Origin of the sequence: Arthrobacter sp. StoSoilB5 (assembly GCF_019977235.1) — a bacterium.
Taxonomy (GTDB): domain Bacteria; phylum Actinomycetota; class Actinomycetes; order Actinomycetales; family Micrococcaceae; genus Arthrobacter.
Map to the genome: position 1 here is coordinate 911,448 of NZ_AP024646.1, position 17,432 is coordinate 928,879.

14 protein-coding genes are annotated in these 17,432 nt (G+C 63.0%); 3 read left to right on the forward strand and 11 right to left on the reverse strand.

The annotated features are described in order from the left end of the window. Positions 1-28: 28 nt before the first annotated feature. The 6 genes from LDN75_RS04330 to LDN75_RS04355 all read right to left on the reverse strand — a co-directional run bounded on the left by LDN75_RS04330 (position 29) and on the right by LDN75_RS04355 (position 7,249). Positions 29-1,258: an amidohydrolase family protein gene (locus tag LDN75_RS04330; protein WP_223935942.1), complete on the reverse strand. Its 1,230-nt coding sequence runs from the start codon at positions 1,256-1,258 to the stop codon at positions 29-31. Between the two features lie 37 nt (positions 1,259-1,295). Further along, positions 1,296-2,318: an oligopeptide/dipeptide ABC transporter ATP-binding protein gene (locus LDN75_RS04335; protein WP_223935943.1), complete on the reverse strand. Its 1,023-nt coding sequence runs from the start codon at positions 2,316-2,318 to the stop codon at positions 1,296-1,298. 8 nt (positions 2,319-2,326) lie between these two features. After that, positions 2,327-3,382: an ABC transporter ATP-binding protein gene (locus tag LDN75_RS04340; RefSeq protein WP_223935944.1), complete on the reverse strand. Its 1,056-nt coding sequence runs from the start codon at positions 3,380-3,382 to the stop codon at positions 2,327-2,329. Next, complete coding sequence (locus LDN75_RS04345; RefSeq protein ID WP_223935945.1) at positions 3,379-4,380, reverse strand: ABC transporter permease; 1,002 nt, start codon at positions 4,378-4,380, stop codon at positions 3,379-3,381. The genes LDN75_RS04340 and LDN75_RS04345 overlap by 4 nt, the downstream gene beginning before the upstream one ends. Before the next feature lie 63 nt (positions 4,381-4,443). Further along, on the reverse strand, positions 4,444-6,168 hold the full coding sequence (locus LDN75_RS04350) for an ABC transporter substrate-binding protein (protein WP_223935946.1): 1,725 nt from the start codon (positions 6,166-6,168) through the stop codon (positions 4,444-4,446). Between the two features lie 43 nt (positions 6,169-6,211). Further along, positions 6,212-7,249, reverse strand: a complete 1,038-nt coding sequence (locus LDN75_RS04355) for an ABC transporter permease (RefSeq protein ID WP_223935947.1) — start codon at positions 7,247-7,249, stop codon at positions 6,212-6,214. A 149-nt stretch (positions 7,250-7,398) separates the two neighbouring features. Here LDN75_RS04355 and LDN75_RS04360 point away from each other — a divergent pair, with 149 nt between their 5' ends. Both LDN75_RS04360 and LDN75_RS04365 read left to right on the forward strand, forming a co-directional pair. Then, on the forward strand, positions 7,399-8,865 hold the full coding sequence (locus LDN75_RS04360; RefSeq protein WP_223935948.1) for a chlorohydrolase family protein: 1,467 nt from the start codon (positions 7,399-7,401) through the stop codon (positions 8,863-8,865). A gap of 34 nt (positions 8,866-8,899) precedes the next feature. Then, complete coding sequence (locus LDN75_RS04365) at positions 8,900-9,601, forward strand: GntR family transcriptional regulator (RefSeq protein ID WP_223935949.1); 702 nt, start codon at positions 8,900-8,902, stop codon at positions 9,599-9,601. Position 9,602: 1 nt separating this feature from the next. On the opposite strand, the gene LDN75_RS04370 is transcribed toward LDN75_RS04365, so the two are convergent. The 5 genes from LDN75_RS04370 to LDN75_RS04390 all read right to left on the reverse strand — a co-directional run bounded on the left by LDN75_RS04370 (position 9,603) and on the right by LDN75_RS04390 (position 16,355). Next, positions 9,603-11,018 (reverse strand): DUF4032 domain-containing protein, encoded by a 1,416-nt coding sequence (locus tag LDN75_RS04370; RefSeq protein WP_223935950.1) that lies wholly within the window; start codon positions 11,016-11,018, stop codon positions 9,603-9,605. Next, on the reverse strand, positions 11,015-12,622 hold the full coding sequence (locus LDN75_RS04375) for a beta-N-acetylhexosaminidase (RefSeq protein WP_223935951.1): 1,608 nt from the start codon (positions 12,620-12,622) through the stop codon (positions 11,015-11,017). The genes LDN75_RS04370 and LDN75_RS04375 overlap by 4 nt, the downstream gene beginning before the upstream one ends. 148 nt (positions 12,623-12,770) lie before the next feature. Beyond that, positions 12,771-13,853, reverse strand: a complete 1,083-nt coding sequence (gene ugpC, locus LDN75_RS04380; protein WP_223935952.1) for a sn-glycerol-3-phosphate ABC transporter ATP-binding protein UgpC — start codon at positions 13,851-13,853, stop codon at positions 12,771-12,773. A 206-nt stretch (positions 13,854-14,059) separates the two neighbouring features. Beyond that, positions 14,060-14,863 carry a trehalose-phosphatase gene (gene otsB / locus LDN75_RS04385; protein WP_223935953.1) on the reverse strand — a complete coding sequence of 268 codons (804 nt, stop codon included), beginning with the start codon at positions 14,861-14,863 and terminating at the stop codon, positions 14,060-14,062. Further along, positions 14,853-16,355, reverse strand: a complete 1,503-nt coding sequence (locus LDN75_RS04390) for a trehalose-6-phosphate synthase (protein WP_275959801.1) — start codon at positions 16,353-16,355, stop codon at positions 14,853-14,855. The genes otsB and LDN75_RS04390 overlap by 11 nt, the downstream gene beginning before the upstream one ends. Positions 16,356-16,532: 177 nt before the next feature. Here LDN75_RS04390 and LDN75_RS04395 point away from each other — a divergent pair, with 177 nt between their 5' ends. Continuing rightward, positions 16,533-17,411, forward strand: coding sequence for a thioredoxin domain-containing protein (locus LDN75_RS04395; RefSeq protein ID WP_223935954.1), 879 nt, complete (start codon positions 16,533-16,535; stop codon positions 17,409-17,411). Positions 17,412-17,432: the final 21 nt, after the last annotated feature.

Here is a 17,432-nt window from a genome sequence, read left to right on the forward strand (position 1 = left end):
AGTGCGAACAAGAGCGGGTTTCGTAGTCCTAGACCAGTTCCAGCTGGTCTGCCACCACCTTGCCGGCGTGGATCACCGTACGGTCCTTGCCGCGGTCCATGACCGTGGACGCCACTGTTTCGCCGTCCACCAAGAGCAACTCGGCTGGATCTCCGACGTCGACGCCGGGCCGGTGGGCCGTGTCCTTCAGCCGCGTAGCGCCCGGGTCAAGGATGCTCGCGCCGCCGATCGTGGCAATGGCCAGGCAGTGCTCGATTAGCTCGTCCTTGCGGAAGCCATGGGTGAAGGCAAGCTGCCACGTCCGGTCCAGCATGTCCGTGTTGCCGTAGGGGGACCAGTAGTCGCGCTGTCCGTCCTCGCCCAGGCCGAGCCGCACGCCGGCTTCGGTGAGGAGCGGAATAGGTAACTGACCGGCGGCAGCAGGCGCAACCGAGGCCATGGAAACATCCAGCTCGGCAAAGGCGTCGATGAGCCTGCGGGTGGTTGCCTCGTTCACGCTGCCCAATTGATATGCGTGGGACATGGTGACCTTGCCCTGCATGCCCAGTGCCCGGGTGCGTTCCAGCACGAGGTCGGTGCTGAAGACGCCCAATTCGCCGGGCTCATGCAAGTGGATATCGATGGGAACCTGGTACTTCTCGGCCAGGCCGAACACGATGTCCAGGTGCTTCGCCGGATCCCGGTCCAACATGCAGGGATCGATGCCGCCCATGACATTGGCGCCGGCTTTCAATGCTTCTTCCATGAGCTCTACCGTGCCCTCCTCAAGCAACAATCCAGCCTGCGGGAAGGCGATGATGTCCACGGAAGCCCGGCCGGCGAACTTTTCCTTGGCGGCGGCAACGGCGTCGAAACGCTCCAGGCGGCAGTCCACGTCAACCTGCGCATAGGAACGAACACGCGTAGTTCCCCGCGCGATCATCCGGCCCAGGGTCTCGTTGACGCGGTCCTGCAGCGGGACCTCGGCATTGCGCCAGTTCTGCCGATCGTTCATCATCATGGTCCACACACCCGGACCGCCGGTGTGCTCCCGGAAGGGAAGGCCAATCCGGGTGGAGTCCAAGTGCACGTGGACATCGGAGAATGACGGCAGCAGGAGGCGTCCGCGTCCTTCCACCACAGTGGTGCCCGCGGGAACGGTTCCCGCGGGGTCGTGGGGCTCGACGGCGGTGATCTTGGCGCCAGCTTCACCGGCGCTAACGGTGACGTCGCTGAGCGTCTTTCCCCAAGGGCGGACGGCGCGGATCAGGGTGTTCAATGTTTTGCTCCTTTGCTAGTGAATCTTTTGCCTACGTCTATTGCACGCCAGCCAGGACTGCCGCGGCCATACCTGTGTGGTGGCAGGCAGGCGCGGCGGCCATGGCCGGTGTTGGAATCTCGTTGATGCACCGTTGGCGTTGTTCCTCGGGAAGCGTGCCGATCAACGGGCAGCGGGTCCGGAAGACACAGCCGCTGGGCGGATTGGCCGGCGACGGAAGGTCTCCGCGGAGACGGATCTTCACTTGCTCGCGGGCGGCCCGTGGGTCCGGAAGGGGCACCGCCGAGAGCAGGGCCTTCGTGTAGGGGTGCAGCGGGTTCTGGAAGAGCTCATCGCGAGGCCCCTGTTCCACGATCTTGCCCAGGTACATCACTGCAACTTCGTGGGAAATGTGCCGGACCACGGAGAGGTCGTGGGCGATGAAGATGTAGGAAACGCCGGTGTCGCGTTGGATTTGCTGCAGGAGGTTCACTACCTGCGCCTGCACGGAAACGTCCAGCGCGGAGACGGGCTCGTCGCACACGATCACGGAAGGGTTCAGCGAGATGGCCCGGGCGATGCCCACGCGCTGCCGCTGCCCACCCGAGAATTCATGCGGGAAACGGTTGTAGTGCTCCGGCTTGAGTCCCACCTGGTCCAAGAGTTCCTTCACCCGGTTCTTGAGTCCGCCTTGCGGATTGATCTTCTGCGCCACCATGGGAGCCGCGATTGCGGTACCCACGGTTTGGCGGGGGTTCAGGGAAGCGAAGGGGTCCTGGAAGATCATCTGGACTTTGCGCCGGAAGTTATACAGATCCCGTCCACGCAGCTCGCTGATGTCGACGCCATCGACCACTATCCGCCCGCCCGTGGGGTCCATGAGCCGCGCCACCATGCGCCCGGTGGTGGACTTACCGCAGCCCGACTCACCCACGAGCCCCAAAGTCTGGCCTCGAGCGAGACTGAAGGAGACGCCGTCGACCGCTTTGACCGATCGCTTAGCGGCACCCGGAAGGAGGCCGCCCTTGAGCGGGAAGTGCTTCTGGAGGTTCTCCACCTGGAGAATTGGCTGATGTTCCATGGCGGGTCCTAACGCGAATTCCGGATGGTGATGATCTGCGGGCCGCTCAAATGGCAGCGCTTGCCGTGCCCATCTTCAACCTTCAGTTCGGGCCGCTGCTTTGCGCACAGGCCGTCGGCGACGAGTTCGGCGTACTGGCACCGGGCGCTGAAGATGCAGCCCTTGGGCAGGTCAAGGAGCGACGGCGGCTGGCCGGGTATGGGGTTCAGCTGGCTCGCAGCGCTGTTCAGTGTGGGCATCGAGTTCAGCAGGCCCAAAGTGTATGGGTGCTGGGTGTCGTAGAAGATCTCGTCAACGGGACCGGATTCGACGCACTGCCCGCCGTACATGACCAGAACGTCGTTGCAGACCTCGGCCACCACGCCAAGATCGTGCGTGATGAGGATGAGCGCCGAGTTGGTTTCCTCCTGGAGCTCGGACATGAGGTCCAGGATCTGCGCCTGAACAGTGACATCCAGCGCTGTGGTGGGTTCATCGGCGATCAACAGCTCGGGCTCGCAGATCAGCGCCATGGCGATCATGGCACGCTGGCGCATGCCACCGGAGAAATGGTGGGGGTACTCGTCGAAGCGCTGCTCGGGACTGGGGATACCCACCCTTCCCAGCATGTCGACGGCGGCAGTCCGGGCCTGCTTCTTGCTCGCCTTGTTGTGGACCAGGTACGCCTCGGCGATCTGGTGGCCCACGGTGTAGAAGGGGTGTAGGGCGGAGAGAGGATCCTGGAAGATCATGCCGATGTTGCGGCCACGGAGTTGCCGCATGGCTGACTCGGGGAGGGCCACCAGATCCCTGCCTTGGAACATGGCTTGCCCGGTGACCAGCGCGGAAGTGCCCTTGAGGAGGCCCATGAGGGCCTGGCTGGTCACGGACTTCCCTGAGCCGGATTCGCCTACGATGCCCAGGGTCTGTCCGCGCTCGAGCGTGAAGTCCATGCCGTTGACCGCAGAAACCAGGCCGTCGTCAGTAGGGAATTTCACGGTGAGGTCGCGGACCTCCAAGAAGGGTGCGGTGGCCGTGGCGCCCGTGGGGCGGGCAGGCGATGACGTCAGTGGCGTGTATGTCATTGGAGCCTCACTCGGGGATCGATGGCGGCGTATGCGAGGTCCACCAGAACATTGGCGACGATGACGAAGAAGGCGGCCAGCATGGTAATGGCCATGGTGACGGGAAGATCGCCTGAGATGGCCGCATGCACGGCAGTGAATCCCAGGCCCGGGACGGAGAAGATCTGTTCGGTGAGGACAGCCCCGCCCAGCAACAGCCCGATGTCCATGCCCAGCATGGTGACCACGGGTGTAATTCCCGCCCGGACTCCGTGTTTGAAGGTGACGGTCCGGGGTGCCAGGCCCTTTGCCCGTGCAGTCCGGATGAAGTCCTCGCCGAACGTTTCGATCATGTTGGTGCGGGTGACGCGGATGTAGGAAGCACTGAACAGGACTGCCAGAGCGATCCAAGGAAGGATGTAGTTCGCAACCCAGGCCCCTGGACCCTGCGGACCAAATGGACTGTTGATCTCGTTTGTCGTGAACGGCAGCAAATGCAGTTGGTTGACGAACAACAGCAGCAGGAACAGGCCGGTGACGGGGATGGGCAGGGAGACGCCTACGGAGGCGGCGCCGACGATGAATTTGTCAACGGGCGAACCCTTGCGCAGGGCGGCTAGAAGGCCCAGCCCGACGCCGGTGATGGTCCACAGGATCAGGGCCCCAATGGCCATGGAAAAGGTGTAGGGAAGTGAGCGGGCAATGATGCCAGCCACGTTCTCGTTGGTCTGGAAGGACTTGCCCAGGCAAGGCCATTCGCAAAGGGTCTGTGCTCCGGGCGCACCAATCATGCGGGGCGAGAAAAGGCCGCGCATGTAGTCGATGTACTGGATAAAGAAAGGCTGGTCCATACCGAGGGCAACGCGGGCTTCAGCCACGCGCTCCGGCGTGCATTCCTGTCCGCAGGCGGCCGCGGCAGGATCTGAGGGACCAAGTTGGAACAGTGTGAACGTGATGAAACTGACGGCGGCAAGCAGCAGGACCAACGATCCGGTCCTGCGAAGAATGAAAGTCATCATTGTGGTGGTTGCGGGCCGCCCGCCGGGGCAGGCGGCCCGCTTCTCCTTCTGGACGAAGCCGGATTAGTGCTCGACGCCGACGATCGAGAGGTCGATCCCGCCGAAGAAGTAGCCCACCTGTGCATTACGGACGTTTGAGCCCACCACGCTGTTGGTGTGGCTGCGGATGAGCGGGACGATGGGGTACGTCTTCAGGGCCGCGCCGAAGGCCTCGGACCACTTCTTGCCGAGTTCCTCGGAGGTGCCTTCCGAATTGCGGAGATCGAACATGGCCTTGGAAACCTGGGGATCGAAGTAGCGGGACGTGTTGGAGAAGCCATAGCTCGTGCCGTCGTTGTTCGGACCCAGGATCGGATCAGCCGACGTGCGTACGGACGCCGGATCAGCACCACCACACCAGCCTGAACGGCCCATGTCTGGAAGCTGCTCGCTGGCAAGGACCGAATAGTAGTTCGGAGCGGGGATGGCTACCAGCTCAACATCGATGCCCAGGGCTTTCAGGTTCTGCTGGACCACGGTGCCGGTGTTCTTGAAAGCGTCACGGTTGTTGGCATATCCGTACGTCAGGGTCTTGGGGTAGTCCTTGCCTTCCAGGAGCTTCTTGGCCTCCTCCAGTTTCGGTTTGCCCGCCGGATCCAGTTCCAGCTCGGTCTCAACGTAGCCGCGCATCTTGGAATTGAGCGGGCTCTGGGTGATCTCGCCGAAGCGTCGTCCACCGTACTGGACCAGGATGGACTGGCGGTCCAAGGCCAGGGCGATGGCCTTGCGAACGTCGGGGTCCTTGATCTTTTCCGTGTTCAGGCTCAGGACGTCGTTGCAGCCAAGGAGCCCGGACGCCACACGGTCCTTGACCTTCGCGTCTGCCAGCTTGGCGGAGTCGGAGGTCTGCAACGCACCGTTGGAATCGAGGGTGATGGCGTTCGGATCAGAGTCAGCGAGCAACTGCTGGCTGATGGTGGCCTGCGAGGTGGAGAGGGAGAAACTGAACGTGTCCGGCAGCGCAGTGCGGTTGGAGTCCGTAGCGGGGTCCCAGTGCGGATTGCGGACCAACTTCAATGACTTGCCACGGTTGTAGGACTCCACCATGTACGGGCCGGAGGAGACCGGGTGGTTGGTGTAGTCCAGCTTGGTGTCCTTGGCCTTGGGGACCGGCGCGGTATTGGAACGGGAGGCCAGGGCCGGGAACTCGGCGAAAGGCTTCTTCAAGTGGAAGACGATCGTGCGGTCATCGGGCGTTTCAACGGCCTTGAGCACAGCGGCAGGATCCTTGTAAGGCCCTTTGTACCCGCCGGCGTCGAGCGCCGCATTCAACTCTTGCGGCGCCTGGGTGAAGACGTCCTGGGCGAAGGTGCGCTCCACTCCGTACTTGATGTCGGCGGAGGTAATGGGAGTCCCGTCCTCAAACTTCACGCCTTCCTTGAGCGTGAACGTCCAGCTGAGGCCATCATCGGATGGCTTGCCGGTGTCCGTGGCGAGGTCCGGGACCACCGTTGGCGGCTGGCCTGCTGTTTCCTTGGCCATGGTCAGCGTGCGGTAGTACAACTGGCCGACATTGGCGGTCTGGACGTAGTTGCTGTTGCCCGGGTCGAGGGTTTGGAAGTCGGAGGACATCAGGACATCGATGTTGCCGCCCTTGGCGTTGAAACCGGACTTCACCACCACTGGTGCCAACTCGGTAACGGACTCGGCCTGCTTGGAACTATTGGGCGTACTTTGCCCTGCACTGCAGCCGGTGGCGGCCACGGCGATCAGCACGGAAAGCGCCAGTGCTCTCGTGGGGGTTTTCATGGTGCTCCTTTTCAGGGGTGGGTGAAACTGGGGTGAAGGTGGGTCAGTGGCGGGAAGCTTTGGGGTCCAGGGCGTCCCGGACGGCGTCGCCCAGGAGGTTGAACGCCAGGACGGTGACGATGAGCATGACGCCAGGCACGGCCAGGAACCACGGGTCGCTGAGGTACCAGTTGCCGGACTGTGCGGCGTTCAGCATCTGGCCCCACGACGGTGTGGGGTCCTTGACGCCGACGCCCAGGAAGGAGAGGGCCGCTTCTGCGGAGATGTTGGTGGGGATCAACATGGTGGCGTACACCAGGACGACTCCCATGACGTTGGGGATGATCTGGCGGAACAGGACACTCAGGTGGGAGGCGCCGAAGGAACGGGCGGCTTCCACGAATTCGCGTTCCCGGAGGCTCAACACCTGGCCACGGACGATGCGGGCCAGGTATGCCCAGCCGAAGAATCCGAGGATGATCACCAGCGAGGCCATGGGCAGGAAGCTACCTTCACCCAGCGGTGTGTCCCGGAGGCGTGACTGCAGGATCGGCGTCAGCGAGAGCACGAGTAGGAGGTGCGGGAAGGCGAGGAACAGATCCATGATGCGGCTGATGATGGCGTCGGTCTTGCCACCGAAGTAGCCTGCGGCAGCGCCCAGTACTGTTCCTAGAACTACGGAAACGGCAGTGGACAGCAGGGCGATGGTGAGGGAGACCTGCCCACCGTATGCAAGCCTGGCGAAGAGATCGCGGCCAAGGCCGGGTTCGACGCCCAACCAGTGCCCGGCCGATGGATACATGTAGCCGGGGAGCGGCAGGCCAGGCGTCTGGAAGTCGTCCAGTACCTCCGGGCTGGTGTTGGACGTGAAGGGGTCATTGCCGGACAGCGCGCTGAGTACTGGGGCCAGGATGGCGAACAGCATGATGGCCACCACTACGCACAGGCTGAGGAGGGCAATCTTGCTGCGCCGGATCCTCATCCAGGCGGTAGCGAGCAGTGAGCGCGCCTCGGCAGGTGCCACTGCCTTGTCCTCCGGCGACGCTGCCGGAAGCTGCGGCGGACTGCCGGTATTCGGTTCGATGGACTGTAGCTGGGTCAACGGTTGTGCTCGTTTCATGATCCAGGGAGCTGGCTCCGCGAGTTCTTGTATACCAAAATAGATTAGATGAGTATTCATGCGATGTAAATCACAAATAATGTACTGTTTGGAATACCAGATAGATGTTTTGATCGAGCAAAGGAGGCGCCGTGCCCACAAAGGCAACTGCCCGCTACATCTTGGGGCACCACAAAGGACAGCACGTGCTGCTGGAGGATGCCTGCGTGGTCTACAGCGGCGACACCATTGACTACGTCGGGCACAACTACACAGGTCCCGTAGACGAGGAACACAACCTCGGTGACGCACTGCTGATGCCTGGCCTAATCGACCTCGATGCCCTCACGGACATCGACCACCTCATCCTGGACAGCTGGGCCGGCCCGGAGCAGGCAAAGGGACACCAGTGGTCCGACGACTACTTCCGCAACCGCCGGGCCGACGTCTTTACCGCTGAGGAACGCCAGCAGCTTCGCGAATACGCCCTCATCCAACTGATCCTGCACGGCGTCACCACTTATATGCCTATCGCATCCGAGGTCCATTCCGAATGGGCAGAGCCTTTCGAGGAACTTGTGGGCATGGCCGATACCAGCCGGCGGCTGGGATTGCGCGGCTACCTTGGGCCCGCATACCGCTCCGGCGTGAACGTCGTGTTGGACAATGGCGAACGCTCGGTAATGTTCGACGACGGCCGCGGCCGCGAGGGGCTGGCGGACGCCTTGCGCTTCATCGACCACGCGAAGGACCTGGGCGATCCCCTGGTCGCAGGCGTACTGCTCCCGTGCCGCATCGAGACCCTTGACATCGAACTGCTCAAAGCCACGGCGGCGGCTTCGGAAGAGCGTGACGTCCTGGTTCGCCTGCACTCGCTTCAGGGACTCGTGGAACGGGAGCTCATCCTCGAATGGCATGGAGTCACGCCCCTTGAACTCCTGGACCAAGTGGGCATGCTCACCCAACGCCTACTGATCCCGCATGCCACCTATACGGACCGCAATCCCGCCGTGTTCGGAGAGGACCGAGGCGACCTGGCCCGGCTGGCAGGCAGCGGCGCCAGCGTCATCCACTGCCCGCTGACGTCCATGCGCTACGGCAGCACCCTGGATTCCTTCAACGCATATAGGGCAGCGGGCATCAATATAGCCCTGGGCACCGACTCCTTCCCGCCGGACCTGATCCGGGGCATCGATGCTGGCGTGCAGCTCGCCAAGATCCTGGCCGGCAGCAACGACGCCGGAGACCTCGCCGGATACTTCGACGCCGCCACGCTTGGAGGTGCCCGAGCACTGCGCCGACCGGATCTTGGCCGGTTGGAGCCCGGCGCCAAAGCGGACATGGTGGCCTTCTCCTTGGGAGACATCCGCGACGGTGTTCACGAGGACCCCTTAAGGACACTCACCCTCAACGGGACAGCGCGCCAGGCAGTGCTCTCAGTGGTGGCCGGCCGGACCATCATGGCCGACGGTCTCATAGAGGGAGTGGACCTGAATTACTGGCGGGCGAAGGCCCAGGAACTCTTCGCCAAGATGCGCAACGCCTACGCGCTCAGGGATGCCCTGAACCGCCCCTCCGACGAGCTGTTTCCACCCGTGTATGCTCGGTTGGAACGCTGACCGGCGCCGGCCGGCGAATGGAGCGGACGCTGGCATGAAGGGAAGTTTGACAGTGGCTGAGGCGATGCCGGAAACCGGAAATGGCCGCGATGACGAGGCCCGCGCGGAGCACGTCTACCAACTGGTGTTGGAGGGGATCGTCACGGGCACCTTCGCCCAAGGTGCGCGTTTGCGCGAACGGGAACTGTCCGAGATGTACAGCGTCTCCAGAATCCCGGTCCGCGAAGCCATCCAACGCCTGGAGAAGGACGGCTTCGTGGACACCTTCCCGCGCCGCGGCGCGGTAGTCCGCCAACTCACGCTGACGGACGTCAACGAGCTCTTCGACGTACGCCTTTGCCTGGAAACGTTCGCCGCAAGGATGGCTGCCACCCGTGTTGCAGAGGGCCATTCCGGTGGCCGGCTCGTGGAACTGATGGAAGCCTCCAATGCTGCCATCGACGAGGACCGCGCGGACGACGTCGCCCTGATCAGTGCTGAGCTCCACGCCGAGATCGTGCGCCTTTCCGGCAACAGGCTGTTGATCGAGTCCGTGAAGCCCCTCTTCGGCCGCATGCGCTGGATCTTCGGGTTGGCACACAACCGCAGCAACGAACTCCAGCGGGACGAGCACACGGAACTGTGCAATGCGATTCTGAAAGGCCGTCCGGACCTGGCGTACTCGCTGGCGTACACGCACATTGAACTTGGCCGGGAACCTGTCCTTGCAGGCCTCGCGGAGACCCTGGAACCCTGAGTTAGTCGTCCGCGTCCGGGTACTCGTCCACTTCGTCGTACCGGCCGGACTCCTCCACCTCGACCTCAAGGATCTTGAGCATCTCGGTGTCCGGGTTCAACATGATGGCAGCCTCGTCCCTGCGGTGCTGCAGAACAGTGTCCAGGTACGACTGCACGGTCTCAGCCAGCGGGATGTAGCGATCCTGCTTCTGGCTCATGTACCAGCGGTGCTCCAGGACCTCATGCACTACTTCAGCCGGCTCCAGCTTGCCGGCGAGGTGCCTGGGGATGGAACGCACGATCGGCTCGAAGATCTGGCTGACCCAGGCGTGGGCGCTGATTTCCTCGTCCAGGTCGGGGTTGTTGTCAGCCCGGAACTGGTCCATGTCGTTCAGCAGCCTGCGGGCCTGGTTCTCCTGGGCGTCCAGGCCGGTAAGCCGCAGCAAGCGCCGCTGGTGATGGCCGGCGTCGACGACTTTTGGCTGCAGCTGGATGGTGGAGCCATCCGCTGTGGTCTTGATGGCGTATTCCTCGACGTCGAAGCCGAGCTCATTGAGCCTGCGGATGCGTGCTCCCACGCGCCAGCGCTCGCCGAGTTCGAAGGACTCCTTCTCCGTCAGCTCCGCCCACAGCCGGCGATAGCTGTCCATGATGAGCTCACTGGTGGCTACGGGGTCCACCTTCTCCTCGATGAGTCCGCCATCCAGGAGGTCCATCAGCTCACCGGCGATATTGACGCGGGCAATCTCGAGATCGTACTCGCGCTGGCCCATGGAAAGGTCCGGGTACAGCTCGCCGGTTTCGGCGTCCACGAGGTAAGCGGCAAACGCGCCGGCGTCGCGGCGGAACAGCGTGTTGGAGAGCGAGACGTCCCCCCAGTAGAAGCCAATGAGGTGCAACCGGACCAGCAACAGCGCCTGGGCGTCGATGAGTCGCGTCAGGGTGTCCTTGCGCAGCATCTGCGAGAACAGCGCACGGTACGGCATGGAGAACTTCAGGTGCCGCGTGACCAGCACCGGGTTCAGCGGTTTGCCGTCCGCGGTGGTGCGCCCGGTGATGACAGCAACCGGCTCCACGCAGGGAACGTCCAGCCGGGCCAGCTTCCGGAGCATGTGGTACTCGTGGCGGGCCACGTGCTCGGACGTTTCCTTGATGGCGATGACCGAGCCACCCAAGTGGGCGAAACGCACGATGTGCCGGGAGATACCGCGGGGGAGGGCCGCGAGGTTTTCCGCCGGCCAATCTTCAAGTGCAATATGCCACGGCAGGTCCAGCAGCTCGGGATCCGCCGCCGCAGCGGTGATGTTAAGGGATCCAATAACGCTGGCCGGCGGTGCAGTGTCCTGTGCGCTGGCCGCTTCAGTCCGGGGGAGCTTGCCGATCTGCCCGTAGTCGGTCGGTTCGTCGTGCCACTGGGCTTCGTTTTGCTCGCTCATGCCTCAATTGTTCCGTACTCGCCGGTGTTGGCGTTCATTGCTGCTGGGAAGGGAAACTCAGGCACCGCGGACCACTCGACGTCGGGCGCTGCCTGGAACGTGACGCCCTGCCTTGCGAGGCGCTCACCCAAGGCACCGAGCCGACGTCGGAAATCACCAAGGTCCCGGGCGTCCTGGCCGGACCATGCGACTTCCGCCAGCGAAATTGCCCGCGGGTACATGAGCCAGTAGGCCTGCTGGTTGTTGCGGACGGTCTCTGTCCACAACGGACCTTCGACGCCCAGGATCCTGTTGTCTTCCAGGCCGCCTTGGGCAGGATTCCAGTCGTAGTACTCGGACCAGGTGAACGGCCCGCCATCCACCCACTCAAGGCCAATGGGACTCGTTGTCTCGTACTTCTGGTCCAGGTAAGTGTTTGCGGCGGGGGACATGATGACCTTTGACCCGCGGTCTTGGGCCTGCTGGATCACCGGGGCGAAATCGCCGTGCCAATACTGCACCACGGCGCCGTCAGGGAGTTCGACGTCGGCGTATTCGTTCCAGCCCACCACTCTCTTGCCGGTCTCGGCGGCGATGCGGGCGAACTCCTGCACCATGGCCACGTAGTTGTCGTGTCCTGTCACCAGGGCTTCATCCCCGCCGATGTGCAGGTACGGTCCAGGCGTGATGGCGGCGACCTGGCCCAGCACTTCACGCACGAACTCATACGTGACAGGAAGCCCCGCGTCCAAGGTTGAGTAGCCAACCTCGCCGGTGGTGTTCATGGGTTTGGCCTGGCCATCAGGGTTCAGCTGGGGGATAGCGGCCAGGGCGGCGTTGACGTGGCCCGGGAGGTCAATCTCCGGTACAACAAGAACGTTCTTGGTGGCGGCATAGGCCACGATGTCCGTGAAATCCTGCTGCGTGTAGTAGCCCGTAAGGCCCGGTGCGAGTCCCACTCCGGGGTGGTTGACAGCTCCTTGGCCACCGATTTCAGTGAGCTTGCCATAGTCCAGGCCCGATGGATTGTTTTCCGGCGCGTGGATTTCGATGCGCCAAGCCTGGTCATCCGTCAGGTGCAAATGGAGGGCATTGAGCTTGAACTGGGCCATGACATCGATCTGCTCCTTCACCTCTTCCACCGTGAAGAAGTTGCGGGCGACGTCGAGCATGAGGCCGCGATAGGCGAAGCGTGGTGCGTCCTTAATTTCGACGGCGGGAATCACCCAGGTGCCGGCAATCCGGTTCGTCGAATCGTCTGCGCCGGTGCGGGAGCTTTCAATGGCTGGCGGGAACAGCTGGCGGAGTGTTTGGACTGCATTGAAGAGGCCGGCAGCAGTTGTCGCAATGAGGCGTACACCGGCGCTGGTGACAGTCAGCTGGTAGGCTTCCGGGCCGCCGTCGAGCGTTTCAACGAAATCCAGGGCGATGTCGCCCGCACTGACCTGTTCGACGATGGGAACAGCGAAACCGGTGCCGCGGCGAAGCAGCGCGGCCAGCTGCTCCGCGACCGGGACGGCTGCCTGGCTTGCCGCGACCCGGGTAGTAGGGGCAAGCGTGAAAGCCCCACTTTCTGTGGCCGCGACGTGCCATGGCAGGGGGATCAAGTTATCCGTCGTGTTCATACCGTTCTTTCTGCGGAAAGGTTAACGCGAGAGCGGCCCGACCGGGAAGGGTCGGGCCGCTGTCACAATGCGGATACTTCTGGTGGCTGGGCCCACGCCGGCAGGGTTCCCTGGCCGAAGCGGAGCGAGGTTAGGGTGCCGGTGGGGATTAGTCGCCCAGGCGCAGGCCCGTCTTGGTGTCGAACAGGTGCACGTGGCCGGACTGCGGACGAACGAAGATGGACTCGCCCTTCATCGGGGGGCGGCGGCCGTCAACGCGGGCAACGATGTCGTGGCTCTTGCCATCCAGGATGGTGTGGCCGTAGACGTAGGCATCGGCGCCGAGTTCTTCGACGACGTCAACCTCAACCTGCAGGCCTTCGCCGTTGCCGACCGTCTCAAGGTCTTCCGGACGCGAACCAACGGTGACCGTCTGTCCGTGTGCTTCTTCCAGTACGTCGCGCTTGACCGGGTAAACCGTGCCACCGAACTGGACGCCGCCGTCAACAACCGGCAGTTCCAGCAGGTTCATGGCGGGAGAGCCGATGAAGCCTGCAACGAAGACGTTCTGCGGGCGGTCGTACAGGTTGCGCGGGGTGTCCACCTGCTGGAGCAGGCCGTCCTTCAGGACTGCAACGCGGTCACCCATGGTCATGGCCTCGACCTGGTCGTGCGTCACGTAAACCGTGGTGACGCCGAGGCGGCGGGTCAGGGATGCGATCTGCGTACGGGTCTGGACACGGAGCTTGGCGTCAAGGTTGGACAGGGGTTCGTCCATGAGGAAGACCTGCGGGTTACGGACGATTGCACGGCCCATGGCAACACGCTGGCGCTGACCACCGGAGAGTGCCTTCGGCTTGCGGTCCAGGTACTGCTCAAGGTCAAGAAGCTTGGCGGCTTCGCGAACACGCTCGGCGCGCTCTTCCTTGGAGACGCCGGCGATCTTCAGTGCGAAGCCCATGTTGTCCGCAACAGTCATGTGCGGGTAAAGAGCGTAGTTCTGGAAGACCATTGCGATGTCGCGGTCCTTCGGCGGAACATCCGTGACGTCGCGGTCACCGATCAGAATGCGGCCGGCGTTCACGTCCTCAAGACCTGCGAGCATGCGCAGGGAGGTGGACTTACCGCAACCGGAGGGTCCAACGAGGACCAGGAATTCGCCATCGGCGATGTCGATGTTGAGCTTATCGACGGCGGGCTTATCTGTGCCCGGGTACAGACGCGTAGCGTTATCAAAAGTAACTGTAGCCACAGTTATCAATCCCTTCACCGGCAGGTACGTGCCGGACGATCCGTTGTGAATGGTTCATTTTCTTCAGTTGAACTCCCCGGCCATTGGCCGGGGAGGATCGTGTGACGTCGCACGGTACTGTGCGTCACATCACAACCAAGAGTATGTCAGACTTTTGGACTTACTACCCAAATGTTACGAAGGTCACATGTGATGCTGCTCGCGGCCTACGTTTCAGCAGTGACCCGGCGCCGCTCCCGCAGGAGGGCTTCCAACAGCTCGGCCACGTGCACCGGAGCTTCCACGCGGTACTGGGCCTGCGTGAAATCAAGGCCCACCTTGATGCCGACGTCATCCGCCATGAGCCTGCCCAAGGCATCTTCATCGGTGACGTCGTCGCCGGCGAACAGGATGGCCGTGGCCCCGGTGGCCTGACGAAGGAATTCCACGGCTTCGCCCTTGGAAGCATGGACCACTGACGTCTCCAGCACGCGCTTGCCGGTCTTCAGGAAGACGCCCGGATGGTCCCGCAGAACCCTCATGGCGGCCTCCACGGCGTCTTCGGCAACGTCGTCTTCTGCGAGCCTCGTATGGAGGACCACTCCGGCTGGCTTGTCTTCGAGCAACGTCCCCGGCGCGATGTTGACGATCCCAGCCAGGACCTCACGTACTGAGGCCAGCCGCGCACGCTGTTCCTCATCCAACTGCAGGCCAAGGGACCCCTCGCCAAGCCATACCTCGGCCCCGTGGCTGCCAATGAGCAACGTGTTGACAGGTGGCGAGGCGACCTGGCGCAAACTGTCCAGGGCGCGTCCCGAGATGAGTGCCGTCGTCGTGCGCGGCAGCTCGGCAAGGGCTTCCAAAGCGGCAGCCGATCGCGGCAACGGCCTGGCATCCGCCGCATGGTCCACGATCGGGGAGAGAGTGCCGTCGAAGTCCAAGGCCACCAGGAGATGCTCGGTGCCTGCAATGCGCCGGATGGCGTCCAACAGCTCCGGGGACAAAGACAGGGGAGTCTGCTCAGCTGTCATCGCGGACTACCTTCTCCTCGAGGGCGGCCAGGAACTCCGCTGACCAATGATCGACGTCGTGGTCCAGGATCTGCTTCCGCATCAGCTTCATGCGGCGGCGGGCTTCCTTGGGGGAGAGGTTGACCGCCCGCAGAATGGCGGACTTGAGGCCGTCGATGTCATGAGGGTTAATCAGGAGCGCCTGCTTCAGTTGGTCGGCGGCGCCCGCGAATTCGCTCAACACCAGCGCGCCGTCGTCCTCGGATCGGGCCGTGACATATTCCTTGGCCACCAGGTTCATGCCATCGCGCAGCGCCGTAACCAGCATGACGTCAGCGGCGAGATAGAGCGCCACCATCTCCTCGACCGGGTAGCTGTGGTGCAGATAGCGGACGGCAGTGTTCTGGATGGTGTCGTAGGTGCCATTGATGTGGCCTACGGTCCCTTCGATTTCTTCGCGCAGAAGGCGGTACTGCTCCACGCGTTCGCGGCTGGGGCTGGCTACCTGGATCAGGGTGGCGTCCTCCACCTTGATGCTGCCCTCGCGCAGGAGTTCCTCGAACGCCTTGAGTCGGTGGCCGATGCCCTTGGTGTAGTCGAGCCGGTCCACGCCAAGCAGGATGGTCTTCGGATTGCCCAGGTCCTTGCGGATCTGCTTGGCCCTCTCGATGATGTCCGGCCTGCCGGCCAACTCCCGGATTTGGTCGACGTCGATGGAAATAGGGAAGGCCTGCGCCCGGGCGATATGGGTGACCTCGCCGTCCGGGCCCTTTACATGCACTTGCTGCTGCTTGACGCTGGCGCCCAGGAAGCGGCGGGCAGAGCGCATGAAGTTGCCGGCATCGCTGGGACGCTGGAAGCCCAGCAAGTCCGCACCCAGCAGGCCATCAATGATCTCGCGGCGCCACGGCAGCTGCGCGAAGATCTCCGGAGGCGGGAAGGGAATGTGGTTGAAGAAGCCGATTTTCAGGTCCGGCCGCGCCTCGCGGAGCATGCGGGGAACCAACTGGAGCTGGTAGTCCTGGACCCAAACAGTGGCGCCTTCCGCGGCATGGCGGATGACGGCGTCGGCGAACTTCTTATTGACCTGGCGGTATGAATCCCACCACGTACGGTGGAATTCCGGCGGGGCGATGACATCGTGATACAGCGGCCAGATGGTCGCGTTGGAGAAGCCCTCGTAATACAGCTCGACGTCCTGGCTGCTCAACTGGACCGGGACAAGGTCCATGGCCTCGTGGCTGAAAGGGCGGACAGTCTCATCCGGGGCGCCATGCCAACCCACCCACGCGCCGTCGGACTTTGTCATCATCGGTGCAAGCGCGGTAACCAGGCCGCCGGGTGAGCGTCGCCAGCCCCCGCCGCCATCGCCGTCGCCATCGCTGCTGCAGCGATCGACGGGCAGGCGGTTGGACACCACCATGAAGTCGAACTTGCTCGCCGTTGGCTTCTTGGTGGGAGAGGCCCTAACGCCATCTTCCGTCTTGAGTTTTTCGCTTGCCAAATCCTGCATTACTGCTCCCTGGGGTTGCTGTGACTCACCTCCCAGCCTACCGGCGGAATCATAGACAGCAGTTGATCGTTCAACGACCGGGCAGGCATGTCAGCGGCAGAGCTCCTAGTTGGCTCCCGTAAACTGGCCCCGTTGCCCCAAGCTATGCACTACGACGTCGAGTAATCCGAGGAACTGATGAGCCCCGCAAACGAACCCCGCCTATCCAAGGCTGAACGCACCGCCCAGGCACGGGAGAAGGCGCGCGAAATCCGCGAAGCGCAGCTGAAAAAGGACAAGCGCAACAAGCTCCTGATCGGTTGGGGCATTGTGGTGGCGGTCGTGGCTATCCTCGCCGTCATCGCGCTGGTAGTGACCACCAGCATCCAGCAAAGCGCGCCGATTGCCGATCAAGGCCCTACTCCCGCGAACGGCAACGTGCACGGCGGCGTAACATTGCTGGCCAACACCGACGTCGTGAAGTCCGATGCCTCGTCCGTGAACGTGGCAGACGTCCCTTCGGCTCCGGCAACCAAGCCCGCAACCGTCACCGTTCCCGGCGGTGAGCCCGAGGCCGGCAAGCCCGTCAAGGTGATCGCTTACATCGACTTCATCTGCCCGGTCTGCAAGCGGTTTGAGACGACCTACGGGGAGTCGCTCACCAAGCTGCGCAACGAAGGCAAGATCTCCCTCGAGTACCGTCCCCTTGGCTTCCTGGACCAGCAGTCCACCACCAACTACTCCTCACGCGCAGCAAATGCCGCTGCGTGCGTGGTGAACTCTTCGCCGGAAAAGTACGCCGATTTCTTCAACCTCCTTTTCGAACGCCAGCCAGCTGAAGGCAGCGCCGGTATCTCGGACAACGACCTCAAGTCCATGGCCAAGGAAGTGGGCTCAGCGAGCATCGACTCTTGCGTGGACAGCAAGCAGTACCGGCCCTATGTAAAGGTCGCTACGCAAGAAGCAGCAGCCATCGGCATCACCGGCACCCCCACCGTGTTCGTCGACGGGAAGCAGTGGGACGGATCCACCGATCTGAACGCTGAGATCCAGACCGCGGTTGACGCCAAGGGCTAGTTTCCAGGAATTTACGACGGC